Here is an 18,651-nt window from a genome sequence, read left to right as displayed (position 1 = left end):
TATCTTAATATTTATAAAATCCTTTTCCTTCTTTCCTACCTAATTCACCAGCATTAACCATTCGCTTTAGAAGGGGACAAGCACGAAATTTTGAATCTTCATATTGGTCATATAATATTCTAAGAGAATCCAAAACTGTATCTAATCCAATTAAATCGGCTGTTTCTAATGGACCCATCTTATGACCAAAAGCCTTCTTGAAAATATTATCTATCTGCTTAGGCGTTGCAACATTTTCATATACTAAAAACGCGGCTTCATTCATAAACAAATGTGATAGTCGATTTGATACAAAACCTGCACTATCATTTATTACTTCAATTGATATTCCAATATCCTTAAGCAGGCTTCCTATGATCTCAATTGTTTCTTTTGAAGTACGTCTTCCTTGAATCACCTCAGCAAAATTCTTTAATGGTACTGGATTCATAAAATGAACACCAATAACTTTATCCATTCTTTTTGTAAAAGCTCCTAACAATGTAATTGGTATACATGACGTATTGGCCATATATATACAGTCTTTCTTACATATCTGTTCTAATTTTTTATATACATTTTGTTTTATTTTTTCATCTTCAGGTACATTTTCAACTATGTAATCCACATCTTTCAACTCATCATAAGATAGTGATGTATTAATATTTTTCATAACATCATCAATATTTACTTTTTTATTAAACATGCTTGCAAATTTTAAATTTCTTTTAATTTCATTTACTGCAGAATCCAAGATTTCCTGATTAATATCAACAAGGATAACTCTATAGCCAAACTCCGCAAAACGTTGCGAAACACCTCGTCCCATAACACCTGCACCAATTACTCCAATACACTTATTCATAATATCCTCCATATAAATTTATTATTTCTATTCTAAAATCCTTAATATCTACCCTCCAATCTTTTAAACATAATATTTTACGTAAATGTTTATTCTTAATTTTCAAAAAATTCATTATGCTCTTATAATATATTTTTTGTAAATCACATTATTAATTGTTAAATAATGCGTAATTATATTATTTTTAATTCTTACAAATACAACTTTAAATTTTTGTAACATTATATAATGAAAAGAAGTGATTTTTTTGTTCCATCAATTCCTGAAATTTTCCCATTTCTGCTATATTGCCATCACGAAGAACTATTATCTTATCATATTTCTTCATAATTTCTTCATTAAATTTATGAGTAACTATTATTTTTGTAAGTCCTTTAAGATTAAGAATTGCATTTTCAACTTCATATGATGTTTTATTATCAAGAGCTGCTGTTGCTTCATCCATAATTATCACTGGAGTTTCTCTAATAAGGCAACGTGCAATAGATATGCGCTGTTTTTCACCTCCTGATAGATTAGAACCTCCTTCACCACTACTGTAATCAATTCCTTTTTCTGATATTAAATCCGATAATCCTGCCATAGCAACTGCATTATTAAATTTATCCTCACTAAATTCTTTAAACATTGTTATATTGTTTTTTATACTGCTATCAAAAAGAAAGACATTTTGCTGTATAACTGAAATAACATCATATAAGCTATCTAAATTAATGTTTTTAAGCTGCTTTCCGTCAATTAATATCTCTCCTTTATAGTCATAATAATACCCTAATAATAACTGTATCAGTGTAGACTTTCCACATCCACTGCTTCCTACAATGGCATAACTTTTTCCCTTCTCAAATTTCAAATCTATTCCCTTTAATATGGTTTTTTCAGTATTATAAGAAAAAGATACATCTTTCATAATGATAGACGAACCTACACTACTAATTGATATTTTTTCATCCTTCTCTTCTTTTTCACTTATAACATTAGAGATTTTTTCTATAAGCGTTAAAGAAGCTTTTTTGTTAGTTAGAAGAGGAAAAATCTTTTCAACAGGACCAGTTGCATACTGAGATAATTCAATAAAAGCAATTATTGCACCAATAGACATTATATTTTTGTAAGCAAAATATGAACCTACAGTAAAAATCATAGTTACTACTAATATTGTTGAAAATGTACTAGCAAGGCTTACAGAATCATTTGTATCACGCCTATCTCGTTTAGCTTCTTCAAGTGATAAATTTTTTTTTCTAAAAAGATTAAGTACTTCTTTCTCTGCTTTAAAACTCTTAATTAAAATAAAACCATTCAACAAATCCTTTACTTGATCAACAAAACTCTCTCCCTCATCTGATGTTTTTCTTTCTTTTAATACAAGATGTCTACCTAATATTAATGACAAGGTTATTGGTATTACACAAGCTAATATTACACAAATTGCCAAAATTAAGTTTAAATAAAGCATTGCACTCAAAGCAATAACGAACATTAAAGTTTGTTGAATGATTTGAAGTGTTCCATCTACATAATGTAATTCAATAGAGCTTAAATCATTAGAAAAAGTATTGATAATTCTGCCTGTAAACTCTGTTCCGAATTCTTTAATGGATTTACTTAATATTTTTCTAAAAATATAATCTTTAAAATTAGATAATGCTAATTTAATATATCTATTTTTCAAAACTTTTTGTGCATATCCAAAAGTACCATATAATACTAATATTGAAACAATAAATACTACTGCTAATTTTATACGTGAAATATCTTTATACTCTATTGCATCTATAGTAATCATCATTAAAAATGATACTGAAATAGATACTATAGAAAAAATTGTTTGAGTTATTATAGTTGCAATAAAATTAAGTTTGTTATTTATCATGAACTGTCTTCTACACATTAATTGTTGATTATCATAATTTTTATAATCCACTTTCACAATTACATTCTCCTCATATTAAATTTCAATAGAGTTTTAATTTTATATTTTATTTACCTGAGTATATTTTTGTAGCTTATATTTTTTAACTTATGCAATTTCCCACCACCCTTATAAAATAAATTTACGGTTATCCAAATACATATTACAAAATACTTTATTTCAATCTTTAAAATTTTCTAAATATTTATGCAATTTTACATCTGTATCCACTTTTTATGATTTTTATCTAAATTATACCTTTTTTGTTTGTTAATTTCAATTTTTTTTTGTAAAATCTACTTTAATTTTTTTTAACAAATGCTATCATTTCTACATTAATCCAAAATCAAAAAATAAAAAAACGCCTCAAACACTTGAGACGCTTAAACTTTAATTTGGCAGGGGCACTAGGATTTGAACCCAGAACCAATGGTTTTGGAGACCACTACTCTACCGTTGAGCCATACCCCTATATTCAGTTTTAACCTTACAGTAATTTCTATAAAGCCGCTACCGACAATAAATATTATATTATATATAATGCAAGCTGTCAATATAAATTTGTAATTTTCTATACAAAAAAGTTATTTTGCTTTATAACCTTTTAAAAAGGACTATAAAAATAGCCCCTTTTATGTTATTAATTACTTAAGGTAATTTCCCGATTTAAAGGATGCATATCCATTTGTAAACGAAACTGATATGTATCCATTTTCATCACTATCATTTCCCCAAATATATTCTTTATCGGTTGTACCTGTTCCTGTATCGTTTTCTTCTGATACAGTTCCATCTCCACCTAATAATGCTTTTATATCATCGTAGTTTTGTTTACCTTTTATTTTGTAGTACTTATTCTTTGATACTTTTATTTTATTATCGCCAAGCTTATATTCCATTTTCTCTATTGCCTTATTAGTTGAAGTACTATATGTAACATCTATAAATGAATAATCATCATTTTTCCACTTATATGATATTTTACCTTGCTTATCAGAATCCTTTTTTCCTGCTCCTAGGATTTTTTTAGTTTCTTCATAAGTCATTCCAACCTTTATCTTTGTAAATTGTGAATAGTTATATTGTTTCGAAGGCACAGGCTTATCTGCTGTTTTTGAGGCAGCACATCCTGTTAAACCTACTATTGTAATTACTCCTATTACTATGGCTGTCATTTTTAATTTAATGTTTTTCATTTTTTGCTCCCGCCTACATATTTATTTTTTAATACATATCAAACAAAACCAAATTGCTCCCTCTTAAAAGTTTAAGAAGGAGCAATTCAGGGTATATTCAATTTCGTGGTTTTTTTTATGAGATAAATATATCATTTTCTACAGTTTTCGTCAATACTTTTTTATTATTTTTTAAATTAAAATTAATTTTTTATTTGAAAGTTTTCCAATATAAATTCTTCTTTTACTTTTTTCGTAGTCTTTAATATGTACTCAGCTTTTTCGTTACAAAATAACTCTATTGAATTGTCATTCCTTAATAATCAGCTGTAAAATTCCAAAGCTCTGCTCCTCCACTTCTCCTATTTCCTTAGTTTTATCTATTTCTTCGATTACCTTTACAAAGCTTTCTATCTGCTCCAACATAAAATCTATATCAAGTTTTTCAATATGACCACTTTCTTTAACTGAGCACAAATATTCAGGAGCAGGAACTAAAGATATGGTAGGTATTTTAGCATTGTACAAAGGCTGCCCTTCTCCAAAATAAATATTAGCCTTTGGTTTTAAGGTAATACTCCTCACCTTACTTCTTCCACTTAAAGAATTTAAATATATTTTATTCATAAGCTTATTTCCTGTATATACAAGTTCAAGCTCTAAATCTTCTGCCTTCTTAAACTCTCCCTCAACATCAGTCCACCCAGTACAGCCAAGGTGCTCTATTGTTACCCCTGCCACTGCTTTTTTATTATCTTTCTTTCCATCCCAAAGCTCTTTATGGTTTTCTAGCCATCTTGTAGTTGCTTGACCCTTTATTCCAAATTCCGGTATTCTAAAATGTCCCGATACAAAAACAAATACAAGAGTTCTATTTCTATACTCCACAGGTATTTTAGAGAAATACTCTGCCAGCATTAAAAGGGCTGCACCACCGTTCTCTTCTACCGCATTAGGTCCATCTGTATGTGTATTTACTATAATAGTTTCTCTCTCGTTTTTTCCTTTTAACACAGCATATATAGTTTCACTGGCTGCTTTTTCTTTTTGAGCTTCTAATAAAAACTTTGCCTCTACTCCATTTTCAGCTAAACTTTTTAACTTTTCTCCTATTCTTTCATTTACCCACAAAGCTGGACACTGTCCGTAAGGCGTTGTAAAAGGCAGATACTGCCCTCCTATGCTTTCCTCTGATAAATTTTTCCATATGCATACTACCCCTAAAACTCCTTCTTCCGCTGCTTTTTTTAAATTAGGACCTTTAAGCACCGAACCTATAACTGAATTCACAATTTTTTTAGGCAGCTTAGCTTTTCCTTCTGGATAGCAGCATCTTTTCTTAAAAAATAATCTTGCTGGCAGTTTAGGTACAGCTACCTCCACCAAAGCAATTTTCCCCTTTGCTTTCTTAAAATCTTTAGAGTTCTTTACATAAACTAATTGCCCAATAGCTTCACCTTTTGTCTCTCCTGAATAAGGATAGTATGAAGCTACCTCCACTTCTTCAAACTGTCCACTATTATTTTTTATGGAAAGTCCCCATCTTTTAGCTTCCCATTTCTCAAAGCTATGTTCATCCTTAAGAACTTGAAAATCTAGCTTTATAAGTTCCTCTTCAAAGTATTTTATTAATTTTTTATGAGCCTCACTACCTGTAAATCTTGGTCCAAGTTCGTTTATTTTATTTTGGTGAAAAATTACTTTATTCCTATTTAAAAAATTCTGCATAATTTCCTCCCTCAAATATTATTACAAAAGTCTCTTGGTGATTTCCCAAAAAGTTTTTTAAAAGCACGAAAATAAGATGAATAGTCCTTAAATCCACACTGAAGATATGTTTTAGTTATTGTTTCTCCATCTTTTATCATATCCTTTGAAAGCAGTAATCTTTTTTGAAGCACATAGTTATGCACAGTATACCCCGTTTCTTTTTTAAATTTGTGCATAAGATAATATTTACTTATAAAAAATCTTTGAGCTATATTTTCTATTGAAAGATCGTTATTCAAATTAGTATTAATATATTTTAATATTTTTTCAATCTGTTTATCATACTGAAAAGTGTCCTTATCCTTCAAATAGGATTTTGCCAAATGGACTCTATTTAAATAAACAATAAGCTGCATAAAAAGCGAATTACTTAAGAGTTTACTTCCAAATTCCTCTGACACAATAGATTCTTCAAGGGAATTTATTATAAACTTAATATTATCCTTAAACTCATTTTTAAGTCTTACAAGATTAAAACTCTTTTCCTTTGCCACCTCAAAGCAATTAGCAAGATTACAATTGTCATAATTATGTTTTTCTATAAATTCAGAGTTTGCCCATATAATTATTCTCTCATAAGTTTTCTTTGAATCAATAATTGGTTTATGCACATCATGATTATTTACAAGTAGAATATCCCAAGGCCTAAGCTCGTAGGCTTTTCCTTCTATAAGGTATGTAACCTTTCCAGATATAAATATTATTATTTTATTAAAATCATGGTAATGAAATTCAAAGCTTTGACTTTTTTTATCCTTTAAATGAAAAAGCTGAAAATCTTCATTAAGATACCCTTTTTTCTTGTCCATTTTAAACACCTCAAAAAAATCATATAGCATTTTTTGCAATGTATCAAGCAATTTATACACTATTCATTGTTAAAATTTAATATATACTAGTATATAGAATGTTTATATGGAGGGTTTCACATGAAATTAAAAGAACTTTTGCATAACCTTGATTACAAAATAATAAAAGGGGACGTTAATATAGAAATAGATGGTATAAGTTACAATTCTAAAAAAGTGAAAAAAAATTATGCCTTTGTCTCCATTAAAGGAGCACATTTTGATGGTCATGATTTTATTAAAGAAGCTGCGCAAAATGGGGCTGCTGCAGTCATAATAGATGATGCTTTTTGTGATGATATAGAAAATGTAACTTTAGTAAAAGTCCATAATTCTAAGGTAGCTTTAGCATGCCTATGTAATTTATTTTATGAGGAGCCCTCTAAAGAACTAAATTTAATTGGAGTTACTGGTACTAATGGAAAAACTACTGTTATTCATTATATACGTGATATGCTTGAAGCTCATGGTGAAAGCACTGGTACCATAGGAACCTTAGGTTACGAATTAAAAGATAAGGAAATAAATGTAGAAAAAATTAATCCTACTACACCGGAAGCTTTAGAACTGAATCAAATATTAAGAGACTTTATAGACAAGGATGCTAAAAATGCTGTTATGGAGGTAACCTCTTCTGCTCTAATGAAACATAGAGTTGACTTTTGCAGCTTTAAGGTAGGTGTATTTACAAACCTTTCTCAGGACCATCTTGATGAACACGGTACCATGGAAAACTATAAAAATGAAAAGATAAAGCTATTTAAAAAATGTCCTGTTGGTGTAATAAATCTTGATGACAATATTGCTGCAGAGATTATGGCAAAAGGAACCTGTAAGTTTTTCACTTATGGAGTTTTAACTAAGGCAGATCTTACAGCTAAAAGCATAAGCTATAGTCCAAATTCCGTATCCTTTGAGGTTAAATATAAAGCTTTATCCTCAAAAATCACAGTAAATGTACCTGGTGAGTTTACTGTTTACAACACTTTAGCTGCTATAGGAAGTTTACTTTGCCTAGGTTTTCAATTTGAGGAGGTTTTAAAATTAACTAGTCATATAAAACCTGTTTTAGGAAGACTAGAAACCGTGAAAAATCCTTTAAACAAAAATATTATAATAGATTATGCTCATACTCCTGATTCGCTTGAAAAACTACTAATTATGGCTAGAGAAATGACTAACGGGAAAATTATAACAGTATTTGGCTGCGGCGGCGATAGAGATAAAAGTAAAAGAGGTCTTATGGGCATGGCCGTTGGAATTCTTTCTGATTACTGTATAATAACCTCCGATAATCCTAGGCACGAGAAACCTGAGGATATTATAAGAGATATTGAACGAGGCATGCAATCCATAAATTCTTCCTACGAAAAAGTTACAGATAGAAGAGAAGCAATTAAACGCGGTATTGAAAACCTAAAGGAAGAGGATATTTTAATAATAGCAGGAAAAGGTCATGAAGATTATCAAATTATCGGTAACACAAAAATTCATTTTGATGATAGAGAAGTTGTTACTGAATTTTTAAATTAAAATAAAGCCTTCTGTTTTTAGTAAGCAGAAGGCTTATTATTATATTTTATATCTTTTTATTTCCCCTTGAAGTTCTACAACTATTTTAGTTAAAGCTTCTGACGCCCTAACAATTTGTTCCATTAAAGCTGACTGTTCCTCAGAAGCTTCTGCAATTCCCTTTACGTTTTCGGAGGTTAAATCTGCTGCACCTGCTATATTTGAAACATTATTTGTCATATTATTAGAACTATTATATATTCCATCTACTTCATTCACTACATCATTTATCTTATCAGATACTTGTTTTACTGACTTTACAATCTCCTCGAAGGAATTTCCCGCTGTCTTTACTAAATTACTTCCCTTATCTACTGCTTCAGCTCCTATTTTCATGGATTCTATAGTGTTATTTATTTCAAGTTGAATATCTCTAATTAAAATTCCTATTTCCTCTGCTGCTTTGCTAGATTCCCCTGCTAGCTTTCTAACTTCATCTGCAACTACTGCAAAACCCCGTCCAGCTTCACCTGCACTAGCCGCTTCAATTGCAGCATTAAGTGCTAATAAATCTGTTTGCTCTGATATACTATTTATGATCTCAATTATACTATTAATTTTATTTGACTTATCCTCTAGCATATTTACCTTATCTACACTTTCGTTTACGTTCTTTGCCATTTTATCTATTTGTTTCACAGCTTCACCTATAAGCTTATCTCCATTTCCTGCTGCCCTTGAGGCAAAATCAGAAAGCTCAAAGGTTTTAGAAATATTCTCTTTAATATTCTTAATTGCCTTATTTATACCTTCAACTCCCATTGACATAGATCTAGTACTGCTTGCCTGCAAATCCACCTTTTCTGATATCTCAGCCATGCTATTTGAAACCTTTGCTGATGCCATTTCTGTCTTTTCTGCACTCTGTTTAAGTTCTTCTGAGGTACCTACAATATTATCAAGATTAACTCTAAAATTCCTAAATACATTTTTTAGATTTTCAGCCATTGTATTTAAGTTTTTAGTCATATCTCCTAATTCATCCTCAGATGCTACCTTCATAGTATTTGTAAGATCACCCTCAGAAATAGTTTTAGAAAAGTTGTTAACCTTAGCTATATTCTTTGTTATATAATTACCATAAACTATAATAGTAGCAGAAACTAATATTAGCATACCAAGACTTAACAAAATCATTATATTTAGCAGTGAATTAAGTGATTTGTATATTTCTGATTGTGATATAGTTATTGCTAAGATCCAATTAGTTTGTCCAATAGAAGTATAATATACCAACCTTTTATCACTTCCATCAGTATAATTGCTGCTCCCACTTTTACCACTTAATATTTCTCCTGATACTTCAGAAAATTTACTATCCTTTTTGATGCTTTGCTTCATAATCTTATCTTTGCTTCCAGTTATATAAAAGCCTTCTTTAGTTAACAAAAATGCTTTTCCTGTGTTGCCTATCTTTAAACTATCTACCATGTGTTGAAGCTTATTTAAATTTATATCAGCACTAGTTTCCCCTATAAAATTATTATTTTTATCATAAAAAGGAACAGCCGCAGTTGCCATAGTAATTTGGGTCGCAGAATCATAATAAGGTGGTGTCCAATTCACCTTACTGTTTTTACTATCTTTATACCAAGGTTGACTAGGATAATCATAATCCGCTGTCATATAATCCTCTGTATAAACTAGCTTGTCTCCGTCTTTATACACATAAGGTCCAAAGTATTTCATATCACTTTTAAATTTCCAAGGTTCATACCAAATACCTACTCCAAAAGTGTCAGCATTTATTTCTGAATATTTACTAAGTAAGCTTTTGTAATCTTTATTAGTTATAGTAAAATTATCTGCCTCTATAGTTCTTGCAAGGGTTTCTGCTACCCTTTGATGCCCTTCAAGTTTGTTTGTAATTGTCTCTTTTAATTGATTTATATTATTAGTCATTTTCAAATCAATTTCTTTATTAAGCATATTTCTGGAAAAATAGTAGCTAACTGATATTATAATCATCAATATAACAACTATAACTGGTAATACTGATACTAAGGTTCTTGCCCTAACACTTTTAATCTTCATTTATAGCTTCCTCCATCCAGTTTTAACTCTCCAATTTTTATATAAAACATAAGTTCTTTTACAATACAAAACACGCTAACATTCTTACTTTAAATCTATTATCGAATTTTGTATTATGAATTTTATATTATATAGCCAGATGGTTTTTGGAAATTTATATACCTTTGTATAATTTTTTCATATAAAGACAAAAGAACCACTGGAGATACGTTTTTTGTATTCTCAGTGGTTCTTCTATTGAAAACTAATTTGCATTGAATATTTCTTTAAATTTATCATAATCCTTAAGTACATCAAAAGCTGGCTCTTCTTTTATATCATCAATATAATCGCTATCATAATTTAAAGCTATTTTTAAATTTTCACAAGCTCCATCCTTGTCCCCATTTTTAATAAGACATATAGCCTTCTCAAAATATATTTCTGGGTCTTCCGAATCTATTTCTGCTAAATTATCATAACAGCTTATGGCACTGGAATAGTCTTCTTTCTTCACGTACATATCTCCCAGTGCAAAATAGTTTCCTTTATTCTTAGGGTTTACTATTATATTGTCTTTAAAGGTACTTATAGCACCATCTACATCATGAAGGGATATATAGCATTTTTCTATATAGTAGGATGCTTCCATGTCACTAGAGTCTAGCTTATAATATTTTTTAAAATATGTTAAACTTTTGTTGTAGCTTTTTTCTTTATATAAACTTAAGGCTTTTCCCCAAATAGCTGTTTTGTCAGTCGATTTCTTTTCTATTGCCTTAGTGTAATAACTTTCTGCCTTTTTATAATCCTTTAGTCCAAATAATGCAGTTCCCTTATTGCTGAGCTCTTCTGCTGTATTAGGCTCTTTCTTCAATGATTGATCTGCATAACTATTAGCAAGCTTATACATCTTAAGATTGTTATACGCCCAACTCATATTATTTAAAATAGCATCATCATTAGGATATTTTTCGTTTGCTTTTACTAATTGTAGTAGGCCTTCTTCATTTTTCCCCTGTGCTACAAGTACATATCCCTTATCACAAAGTGCTACCCTATCATCAGGATGCTTCTTTAAGTAATCATCAACTATTTTCATTGCCTCTGTATACTTTTTATGTTCACATAGTATTGTTATTCCTTTTGTATCAACACTAGATGATTTTTTATTTAAATTTTGTAGATCTTTTAAATCATAACTACATCCACTTAAGCAAGTTGCTAAAAGCATTAATGCTGCAATTTTTTTCTTATATTTTATCATATTTCTTCCTTCGTATCTGGCAAAACCAGTTATTTTAATTGGTTTTTATGTAATATATTATAGTTAATTTTACCACGTTATTATAATATATTAGAAAGATTATATCAAGTATATTTTAATCATATTAAAAATATAAGAAAAATTTCTATCGATTATGATATAGTTCTAAACTCATATCCTTGATTTTTAAAATATTCTATTATTTGTGGAAGAGCCTTAGCAACTTCTTCTTTACCATAAGTGTCATGCATTAATACTATTACCTTCTCTTGGCTTCCAGCACTTTTTTTGACTTCTTCAATTAATTCCGCCGCATTTTTCTTTTTACCTTCTGAATCAAAATCAGAAGCATTCCAATCTATGTTATAAATACCTCTTTCATTTAACTTAGCATCAAGTTGTGGTAAATTAGGGTCATGATAATAGGTTCTTGACATATAACCTCCAGGCATTCTTACTACTCTTGTATTAAAGCCTTGTCCTAATATGCCTTTAATAATATTATTAGTTTCATCTACTTCATTAATAAAGCCATCTACATTTGTTTTGTTTTGAGGATAAAGTATCCCCATATTATGAGAATAAGTATGATTAGCTATTGCATTTCCTTCATTATAAATTCTTTTAACTAAATTTCTACTTCCTTCACTAACATTTATCTCTTTTCCAACTAAAGAAAATGTAGCTTTTACATTATATTGTTTTAATGTATCTAATATCTTTGGTGTTACTGTTAAGGATGGACCATCGTCAAAAGTTAGAAACACTACTTTTTTTCCATCATTGCTTACCTTTTTATCTATTATATCTTTTACTTTTGCTGCATCATAAGTATACTTTTGTCCTTCTTCATTCACATTATTCCATTTATTTTCTATTACATTTTTTTTCTTTTCTTCTTTATTAGTTATTTTTTTATTATTTTTCACTTTAACCTTATGAGCGGCCACTGTTTCATTGGCTTGTACCTTTTTAGTGTTATATTGTTTATATCCTTTATAAAGTGCAGCAGCACCTATAACTAAAATTACTAAAATCAGCCCTCTTTTTAAAAATTTATTCTTTTTATTTTTTCTTCTTCTTAAGTTCATTTGTTATCTACTCCCACTTTTTTAAATTAATTTTATATAATATTTTATTTTTTGCTATATATAACGCATATTATTTTAATTTTTGGTATAATTATGCTTTTATGGAGTTAGTTTTACATGATTAGTTTTTTTATAACTATATATGACATATAATTTCTAATCATTGATGATTATAACTTATTTGCTTTAACATAAGCAATATATTTATGAAAATAAATTATTATTTAAGGGTATTTTACAATATTTTGTTTTTTATCATAATATTTTAGAATTAATTTATATAAGTAGACTTGTTTTTTACTAAGATTCAAAAGTTGTTCTATTAGGAAATTCCCCTTCTTCTTTGATGAAGCACCCAGCTAAATGTTGAGCTGCTCCATTAAAATAAAATTGTGGTGATTGTTCTAAATCTGGAGCAGGCTTTAATTCATTAAACATCCTTATAATTTTATTGCTAATTGCTTAATCTTTTTCATATATTTATCTTGTTTCATTTTACTAATCTTCTATTTTCCCATAACACAATAGATATAATCTATCCCTTTTTCTTTACATAACTCAATCAAATTAGGGTTGTTTTGAAATTTAGTATAATGATTTTAGTTAATAGATTCTTGGCATTTCTTCCACTTGAAATATCTACAGATTTTGAGAACGTACCTAATACAAACCCATTAACAAAGCCATAAGCGTCAGTTTTTCCTAGATACTTCCCAATGTTCTCGTTGTACCATTCTCAAAGCTCTTTTGTCAAGTTTCCGACTATATTAAAACTGTTGCCCGTTGTAACTATTGAGAAATGATTTATAGCCTCATTAACAACACCTACAATGAGAACAACCCCAACTTCCTCTCTGACTACTATCACAACAAGACCTGTTCCTGCAGCAATTTGCAGTTTATCCCCATTTAGTCCGGTTAATACCTCTCTTTTAGCTTTCTTCTTTGCTCCTTCAATCATTCGTTTCTGATCAGTAGTGTAGTTCTTACTAAATACTATTCCAATCATCCTTAAAGGCTCTCATTCCATTAGCTGCGTTTATCAAACAGCGAGACGTAAACTTTCATAAAATATTTATAAATATTGTAATTGATTCATTAGATTATGCTAAGAAATAGAAAAATCAAAGTAAAAAATCTTTAAAAATCTTAATGTTCCCAATATAGCTTCTTTTACCATCTTCAATTAGGTTCATATTGAAATCTTCAATTAATTGTCACATGATCTTTACTCCCCTAAATCTCTTTACATAGAAAAAGAGACAATGCTTATTCAGTAAAAACATTGTCTCTTATCATTGTCATAATATAATATTTAATTTTTCTTCTAGTTACAGCTCACTGTATTATTACAATTATGAATTATAGTATTCTCTAAGTTTTTATAGCTTTTATTAATTCTATTAGTTTATACACCTGGATATTTATTGATTTTGCAGCAGAAAGCTATTTGCAAAATAGAACTTTAGTGTAGAAAATAGGCTAACGCCTTTTTATCTTATATACTACTATTTCATTCCCTTAACTATATTATCTAAGATTTTAGCCTTACTTATTCTACAGAACTTGTCATTCACATTATCAGGATACCTTTCTTTAAAATTATTTAAGATAAATTTTATATTTTCTTCTGTAATAAGTTTATCTATTTCAATCAAATCACTAATTAATTCAACTAAATACTCATCATCGACTATCTCTAAATATTGTGGATAATTGTAATTATTTTCTTTATTATATGCTTGCCATGCTACATATGAAACTGAAATCATAATTGTACCATATTTATTCCCTAATTTATCATCCTCAGTACTATTGGTTATATCAGCTAAGCATTTATTATCATTAGCAATCAAACTACATATTTCATATTTATCAACATTACCGCCTTCTAACCATTCCCAACACATATCAATAGCATCTCTACAAATATTTGCCTTGTTTATAATACCGTAGATTCAATGTATTAACCTTGATTTAATTTTCTTCTTCGATATTACCAAAAGTTGCCAATACGAAACTGTACCAAAACGCCAATCTTCAAGACATTTTGGTACAGGTGTGGCTTAATAGTTGAGTTAATAACCCTATAATCTTATAGTAGTACAAATTTACTTTTATGCTCTAAATAGTCTTATTCCCTACTAGATAAACTTCAGACCATAGATGATCTACTGACATTAAATGGATCAACGTTCTTCTCTTCTAGCAATTCTTCAAATCTCTCTGTTCCATACTTCACAAAATATTCATATTCTGCCTGAGAAATAAAAAATGCTAACAATATTCTACCATCTTTATTGCCAGTTTCAGTACAAACATAGCTATAATCTTCCGGGAAAGCAAATGGGTCAGTAAGGTAAACTGCTCTTTTATCATATTTTTGAGCAAATCTTTTATCAATGCTCTCAATACCACTTATTGCTACTCCTCTTCCTAATTCTATTTCATTCCCTATGCAATAATATATTGTATTTGCAAGAATATACCCTGCACTATTAAATCCTCCATCGACCACCATTGAAATTTCTACATTATTTCCTACAATTTCATCATATTTACTTAATCCAAGTGTATTATAAACTAAACATTTTTCAAATACATTATCATACTTTAAAACTTGTATACTCGGCATTTCCTTATTATTTTTATACAACTCTCTATCAATTGGTTCTCCCAGAAATTTACAGTAGTGGTCATAGTAAAGTTCTCCATAATTAATCATCACTTTTTACTCCTTTATAATTTCCTTCTATTCCCTCAAACTTATGACAAATATTACATTCATGACATTGGACTCTTAATCTTTTATTATATTCATCTAACACTTCTTTTCGCGTTGGCTTTACTTCTCCAGCTTTCATCTTATTAACTCTTTCAGCCCAAGTATCCGGATAATGGTCTAAGTCGTATCCAATTCTCTTTATAGGTCCTCTTTTTGTATTAATAGTAATACTTTCAGGGATTTCTTTTCCACACGTAGGACAAATCATTTTTCCTGTGGTATTTTTTGGAGCCTCCCCCTCTGCTTTAGTACGGGAACCTTTTCTAAAGCCCCCTCTTTTATATAAACTATCTGTCTCTCCTTTAATAACTCCTGACGCTTTCTTTAAACCATTTTCTCCATCTTTAACCGTTCGAAGAGCATTTTTAGCTTCTTTGAATCCATTTTTAGTTGCTTTATAAATAGCTTCTGCCCCAGCTCCCGCTGCACCAGATGCAGAGAAGCAAGTGTTTACATACTTGCCACTTTCCTCCACATAAGTTTTTCCAAAAGCTTTTGCGAACGCAGCTGAAGCAGTCCCAAGATCACTTACTGTTCCTTTTACTTTAGTTAATAAACTCTTCGCATTTCTTGCACTTGAAATAGCTACAGATTTTGAGAATGTACCTATTTTTCCAAGTAAACTATCTACCTTGCTTGCATCAGTTATATGTTCCCAATTCCATTAACTTTTAAGTAGAATTATCGAATCCAGGTCTTCCTAGATTATCAGGCTACATATATCTTCTATTTCATTTTACTGGCTCCTAAAGATGTCTGTTATAATTAACCAAGAAGTCCTTTATCATATGCTTATACTTGTACAACTGTTAAAAAAATAATGAACCATCTTACTTAAATTCAGCTGGTTCATTTCATCTTTTTACTGCATTATTACAATTATGCAACTTTAATTATTACTGCTTTAGTTGACTTTAATCTCTTCTATGAAAAAGAATTTTTATGCAGTAAAATATTAATTTATTTTGCATCTACTTCTTGCTTTTCTGATATTAAAAAGTTCTCTAAATTATTTATCATTCGTTTCTTATTCTCTTCATGATAATACGTATATGAATTATCCTTAACTGGCATATATGATATAAAACCTTCCATATCTTGTGGATAATTAAAATCTGCATATACTTCCTCAATCTTTCTTAAAAGTTCATTATCATCTTCTATTGTACTTCTTAGATAATTTAATATTACATACCTTAATTTTCTTATCTCTAGCTTCCAACTTGTACTTTCTGAAATCAGCATATCGAAATTAAATTTTAAAAGCATTTTTGTAAGTATTTCATCTTTTAAATTATCTTCAATCCCCCATGCTAATTCATTTATTAATTCATCCTCCTCATATTTATCATCATCCATCATTTTAAGTGCATAAGTTGTTAACTCATTGCACTCTACTAGATTAATGCTTATACCAACGTATAATGTTCTCCAATCATAATCTACTCCGCTCTTATCTAGCATATCTACACCTATAATCATAATTTACCGCCTTTATTTTATAGTCTTTGGTTTGGAATACCATTAACCTTTCCATTTGGTATAAATCTTCTATGAGTTACTCCATTAGCTGAGTCAACAATCCATTCAAAAACTCCACTTTGGTCTACTGTAACTCTCTCAATTCTTTTAAATCCTTGAGTCTTATCATTGATTTGCTTATACTCATAACTTTTTTGTCCGCCTTCTATCTGATAAAGTTTTCTTGATATACCATCCCCACCAACAATATCAAATTCTTTAGCATATTGTATATAGTTGATAATTATGGCATCAAATCCATGTTGTCCATCATATGTTTTATAATCGCCCTCTTATTCCCATTCTTAATCGCATCCACAAAGTTATCCTTAACCTCACCAACTCCATTTTTTAAATTCTCAACTACTTCACTAAACTCTATGTTAGGTCCTACACTAGCTCTAAATCCACCAGCTAATTCAGCTTGCCTTTGAGGAATTAATCTTTTTAAATTCCCTGCTTTATTTTGTAATGCCTTTCCAAAATCTTTTATTGCTTTTGCTGACGGTGGTATCAGCTTTCCATATACAAATACTGCTGCCCCTTTAATATCATTAAACATTCTCCCTTGTAAATTAATGATATTCTCCGTATTTTTTGCACTTGAAACAGCGATGGATTTTGTGAATGTACCTATTCTACACGCTAAACTTTCTGCCTTGCTTGCCTTACTAGCCGCAGCACTAATATCTCCTGGATTCACAATTACACTTAAAACCGTCCCAGTTGTTTGTCCTATTTTATAAGCATCTCCACTAATAAGTTTGTTCCAATAGTTCCCAAATCATACTTTAAATTGTGCTTGCGCTTCAAGATTTGTGAGCAAAGTATAAACTGCTTTTCCCATGTCATATACGTCTAACTGACCCATTCCTCCAGCAAATTGAATAGTACCCTCGCCTAAACCAGCCACAAGCTTTCCAATGGGATTTCCTGTTTTCACTAAAGATTCTCAATGTTCTTGTTGTAACATTGCACAACCTCATTTGTCAAGTTTCCAATCAGATTATATCCCTCGCCAATAGTCGCTATTGAGGCATTATTGATAGCACTATTAACACCATCAACGACCATACTACCACTCAGAACAGTCAAACCAATCAACACTGCTAAGGCCACTCCAGCCGTTGGTTCATCATCTGTAAAAGGACTATTATTTTGTCTATCACTTCCACTTTTATCTGTATTTTATTAAGCTTTATTACTTTATAAACCATCCTAGTATACTTTTTGAGGATTAACAAAATATTTTAATATTAAAAAAGTACCAACCTATTTAGATTAGTACTTCTAAATTATATAATTATCTTTTACTCTTACAATTTATGTTTATTATTATTTTATTTTATTTGCCTCCTCAAGATACCTATCTAAATGATCATCTTTGCCCATTTGGATCCATGTTAAAGGTCTTTCGCAATGATAATGTGCAAATGTACTATTTAAAAAATTATCAGTATTACTATTAAATAACCCTTCATAAGTATAAAATTTTTCACTCTCTGAAATGTACACCAAGACTCCATTATTAGCTAGTTCTGCTACTGGTATAGTTTTTTCTTCTGCCTTTTCATCCTGATTCATATTTATACTATAACCACCTATAATATCCTTAATACAAGTTGAATATTCCGTAGTATAATCATCATCGTCATCATCAAATGGCTCATCTACTAATACTATCTTTAAATCTCCAAATTCCTCAAGCCATTTCTTTAATGCATCAAATACTTCATATCCCCTATCCTCTAAAAATTTTATATGTTCTGATATATCTATTTTTCTTCCTTCATACCATCCTGCTTCTTCTAATATTTTCTTTGTTTCATCTAATAACATACAACTACCAC

General features: G+C 29.7%; 17 protein-coding genes and 1 tRNA gene. 1 reads left to right on the top strand and 17 read right to left on the bottom strand.

The genetic code is table 11. The annotated features are described in order from the left end of the window. Positions 1–4 precede the first annotated feature (4 nt). The 6 genes from CLFE_RS05620 to CLFE_RS05595 all read right to left on the bottom strand — a co-directional run bounded on the left by CLFE_RS05620 (position 5) and on the right by CLFE_RS05595 (position 6,513). Positions 5–844 carry a 3-hydroxyacyl-CoA dehydrogenase family protein gene (locus tag CLFE_RS05620; protein ID WP_077893533.1) on the bottom strand — a complete coding sequence of 280 codons (840 nt, stop codon included), beginning with the start codon at positions 842–844 and terminating at the stop codon, positions 5–7. Between the two features lie 205 nt (positions 845–1,049). Continuing rightward, entirely contained in the window at positions 1,050–2,777 is a 1,728-nt protein-coding gene (locus tag CLFE_RS05615; RefSeq protein ID WP_077893534.1) for an ABC transporter ATP-binding protein, read from the bottom strand. Positions 2,778–3,155: 378 nt separating this feature from the next. Next, positions 3,156–3,230, bottom strand: a tRNA-Trp gene (locus CLFE_RS05610). Between the two features lie 173 nt (positions 3,231–3,403). Next, positions 3,404–3,955: a hypothetical protein gene (locus CLFE_RS05605; protein ID WP_077893535.1), complete on the bottom strand. Its 552-nt coding sequence runs from the start codon at positions 3,953–3,955 to the stop codon at positions 3,404–3,406. A gap of 288 nt (positions 3,956–4,243) precedes the next feature. Next, positions 4,244–5,662 (bottom strand): zinc-binding metallopeptidase family protein, encoded by a 1,419-nt coding sequence (locus tag CLFE_RS05600; RefSeq protein WP_077893536.1) that lies wholly within the window; start codon positions 5,660–5,662, stop codon positions 4,244–4,246. Positions 5,663–5,673: 11 nt separating this feature from the next. Further along, a complete protein-coding gene (locus CLFE_RS05595) occupies positions 5,674–6,513 on the bottom strand; it encodes an AraC family transcriptional regulator (RefSeq protein WP_077893537.1) in 840 nt (279 codons plus the stop codon). Between the two features lie 120 nt (positions 6,514–6,633). On the opposite strand from CLFE_RS05595, the gene CLFE_RS05590 reads away from it, so the two are divergent. After that, positions 6,634–8,085 (top strand): UDP-N-acetylmuramoyl-L-alanyl-D-glutamate--2,6-diaminopimelate ligase, encoded by a 1,452-nt coding sequence (locus tag CLFE_RS05590; RefSeq protein WP_077893538.1) that lies wholly within the window; start codon positions 6,634–6,636, stop codon positions 8,083–8,085. Between the two features lie 39 nt (positions 8,086–8,124). Here CLFE_RS05590 and CLFE_RS05585 read toward each other — a convergent pair whose 3' ends face one another. The 11 genes from CLFE_RS05585 to CLFE_RS05535 form a co-directional block, all read right to left on the bottom strand. Then, a complete protein-coding gene (locus tag CLFE_RS05585) occupies positions 8,125–10,158 on the bottom strand; it encodes a methyl-accepting chemotaxis protein (protein WP_077893539.1) in 2,034 nt (677 codons plus the stop codon). Positions 10,159–10,402: 244 nt separating this feature from the next. Beyond that, a complete protein-coding gene (locus CLFE_RS05580) occupies positions 10,403–11,404 on the bottom strand; it encodes a tetratricopeptide repeat protein (protein WP_077893540.1) in 1,002 nt (333 codons plus the stop codon). Positions 11,405–11,556: 152 nt separating this feature from the next. Beyond that, entirely contained in the window at positions 11,557–12,495 is a 939-nt protein-coding gene (locus CLFE_RS05575; protein WP_077893541.1) for a polysaccharide deacetylase family protein, read from the bottom strand. A 736-nt stretch (positions 12,496–13,231) separates the two neighbouring features. Then, entirely contained in the window at positions 13,232–13,504 is a 273-nt protein-coding gene (locus CLFE_RS05570) for a hypothetical protein (protein ID WP_077893542.1), read from the bottom strand. Between the two features lie 499 nt (positions 13,505–14,003). Further along, positions 14,004–14,405: an Imm6 family immunity protein gene (locus CLFE_RS05565; RefSeq protein WP_242951625.1), complete on the bottom strand. Its 402-nt coding sequence runs from the start codon at positions 14,403–14,405 to the stop codon at positions 14,004–14,006. A gap of 245 nt (positions 14,406–14,650) precedes the next feature. After that, positions 14,651–15,220, bottom strand: coding sequence for a suppressor of fused domain protein (locus CLFE_RS05560; protein WP_077893543.1), 570 nt, complete (start codon positions 15,218–15,220; stop codon positions 14,651–14,653). Next, positions 15,213–15,755 carry a GH-E family nuclease gene (locus CLFE_RS05555; protein ID WP_242951626.1) on the bottom strand — a complete coding sequence of 181 codons (543 nt, stop codon included), beginning with the start codon at positions 15,753–15,755 and terminating at the stop codon, positions 15,213–15,215. The genes CLFE_RS05560 and CLFE_RS05555 overlap by 8 nt, the downstream gene beginning before the upstream one ends. 485 nt (positions 15,756–16,240) lie before the next feature. Next, positions 16,241–16,762, bottom strand: coding sequence for a DUF2247 family protein (locus tag CLFE_RS05550; RefSeq protein WP_077893544.1), 522 nt, complete (start codon positions 16,760–16,762; stop codon positions 16,241–16,243). Positions 16,763–17,045: 283 nt separating this feature from the next. Next, positions 17,046–17,504: a hypothetical protein gene (locus CLFE_RS05545; RefSeq protein ID WP_077893545.1), complete on the bottom strand. Its 459-nt coding sequence runs from the start codon at positions 17,502–17,504 to the stop codon at positions 17,046–17,048. An 81-nt stretch (positions 17,505–17,585) separates the two neighbouring features. Beyond that, positions 17,586–17,744, bottom strand: a complete 159-nt coding sequence (locus tag CLFE_RS05540) for a hypothetical protein (protein WP_169850941.1) — start codon at positions 17,742–17,744, stop codon at positions 17,586–17,588. 392 nt (positions 17,745–18,136) lie between these two features. Further along, on the bottom strand, positions 18,137–18,640 hold the full coding sequence (locus tag CLFE_RS05535) for an SUKH-3 domain-containing protein (RefSeq protein ID WP_169850942.1): 504 nt from the start codon (positions 18,638–18,640) through the stop codon (positions 18,137–18,139). Between the last annotated feature and the right edge of the window lie 11 nt (positions 18,641–18,651).

Origin of the sequence: Clostridium felsineum DSM 794 (genome assembly GCF_002006355.2) — a bacterium.
GTDB lineage: Bacteria > Bacillota > Clostridia > Clostridiales > Clostridiaceae > Clostridium_S > Clostridium_S felsineum.
This window is presented reverse-complemented; position numbering and strand designations above follow the sequence as displayed.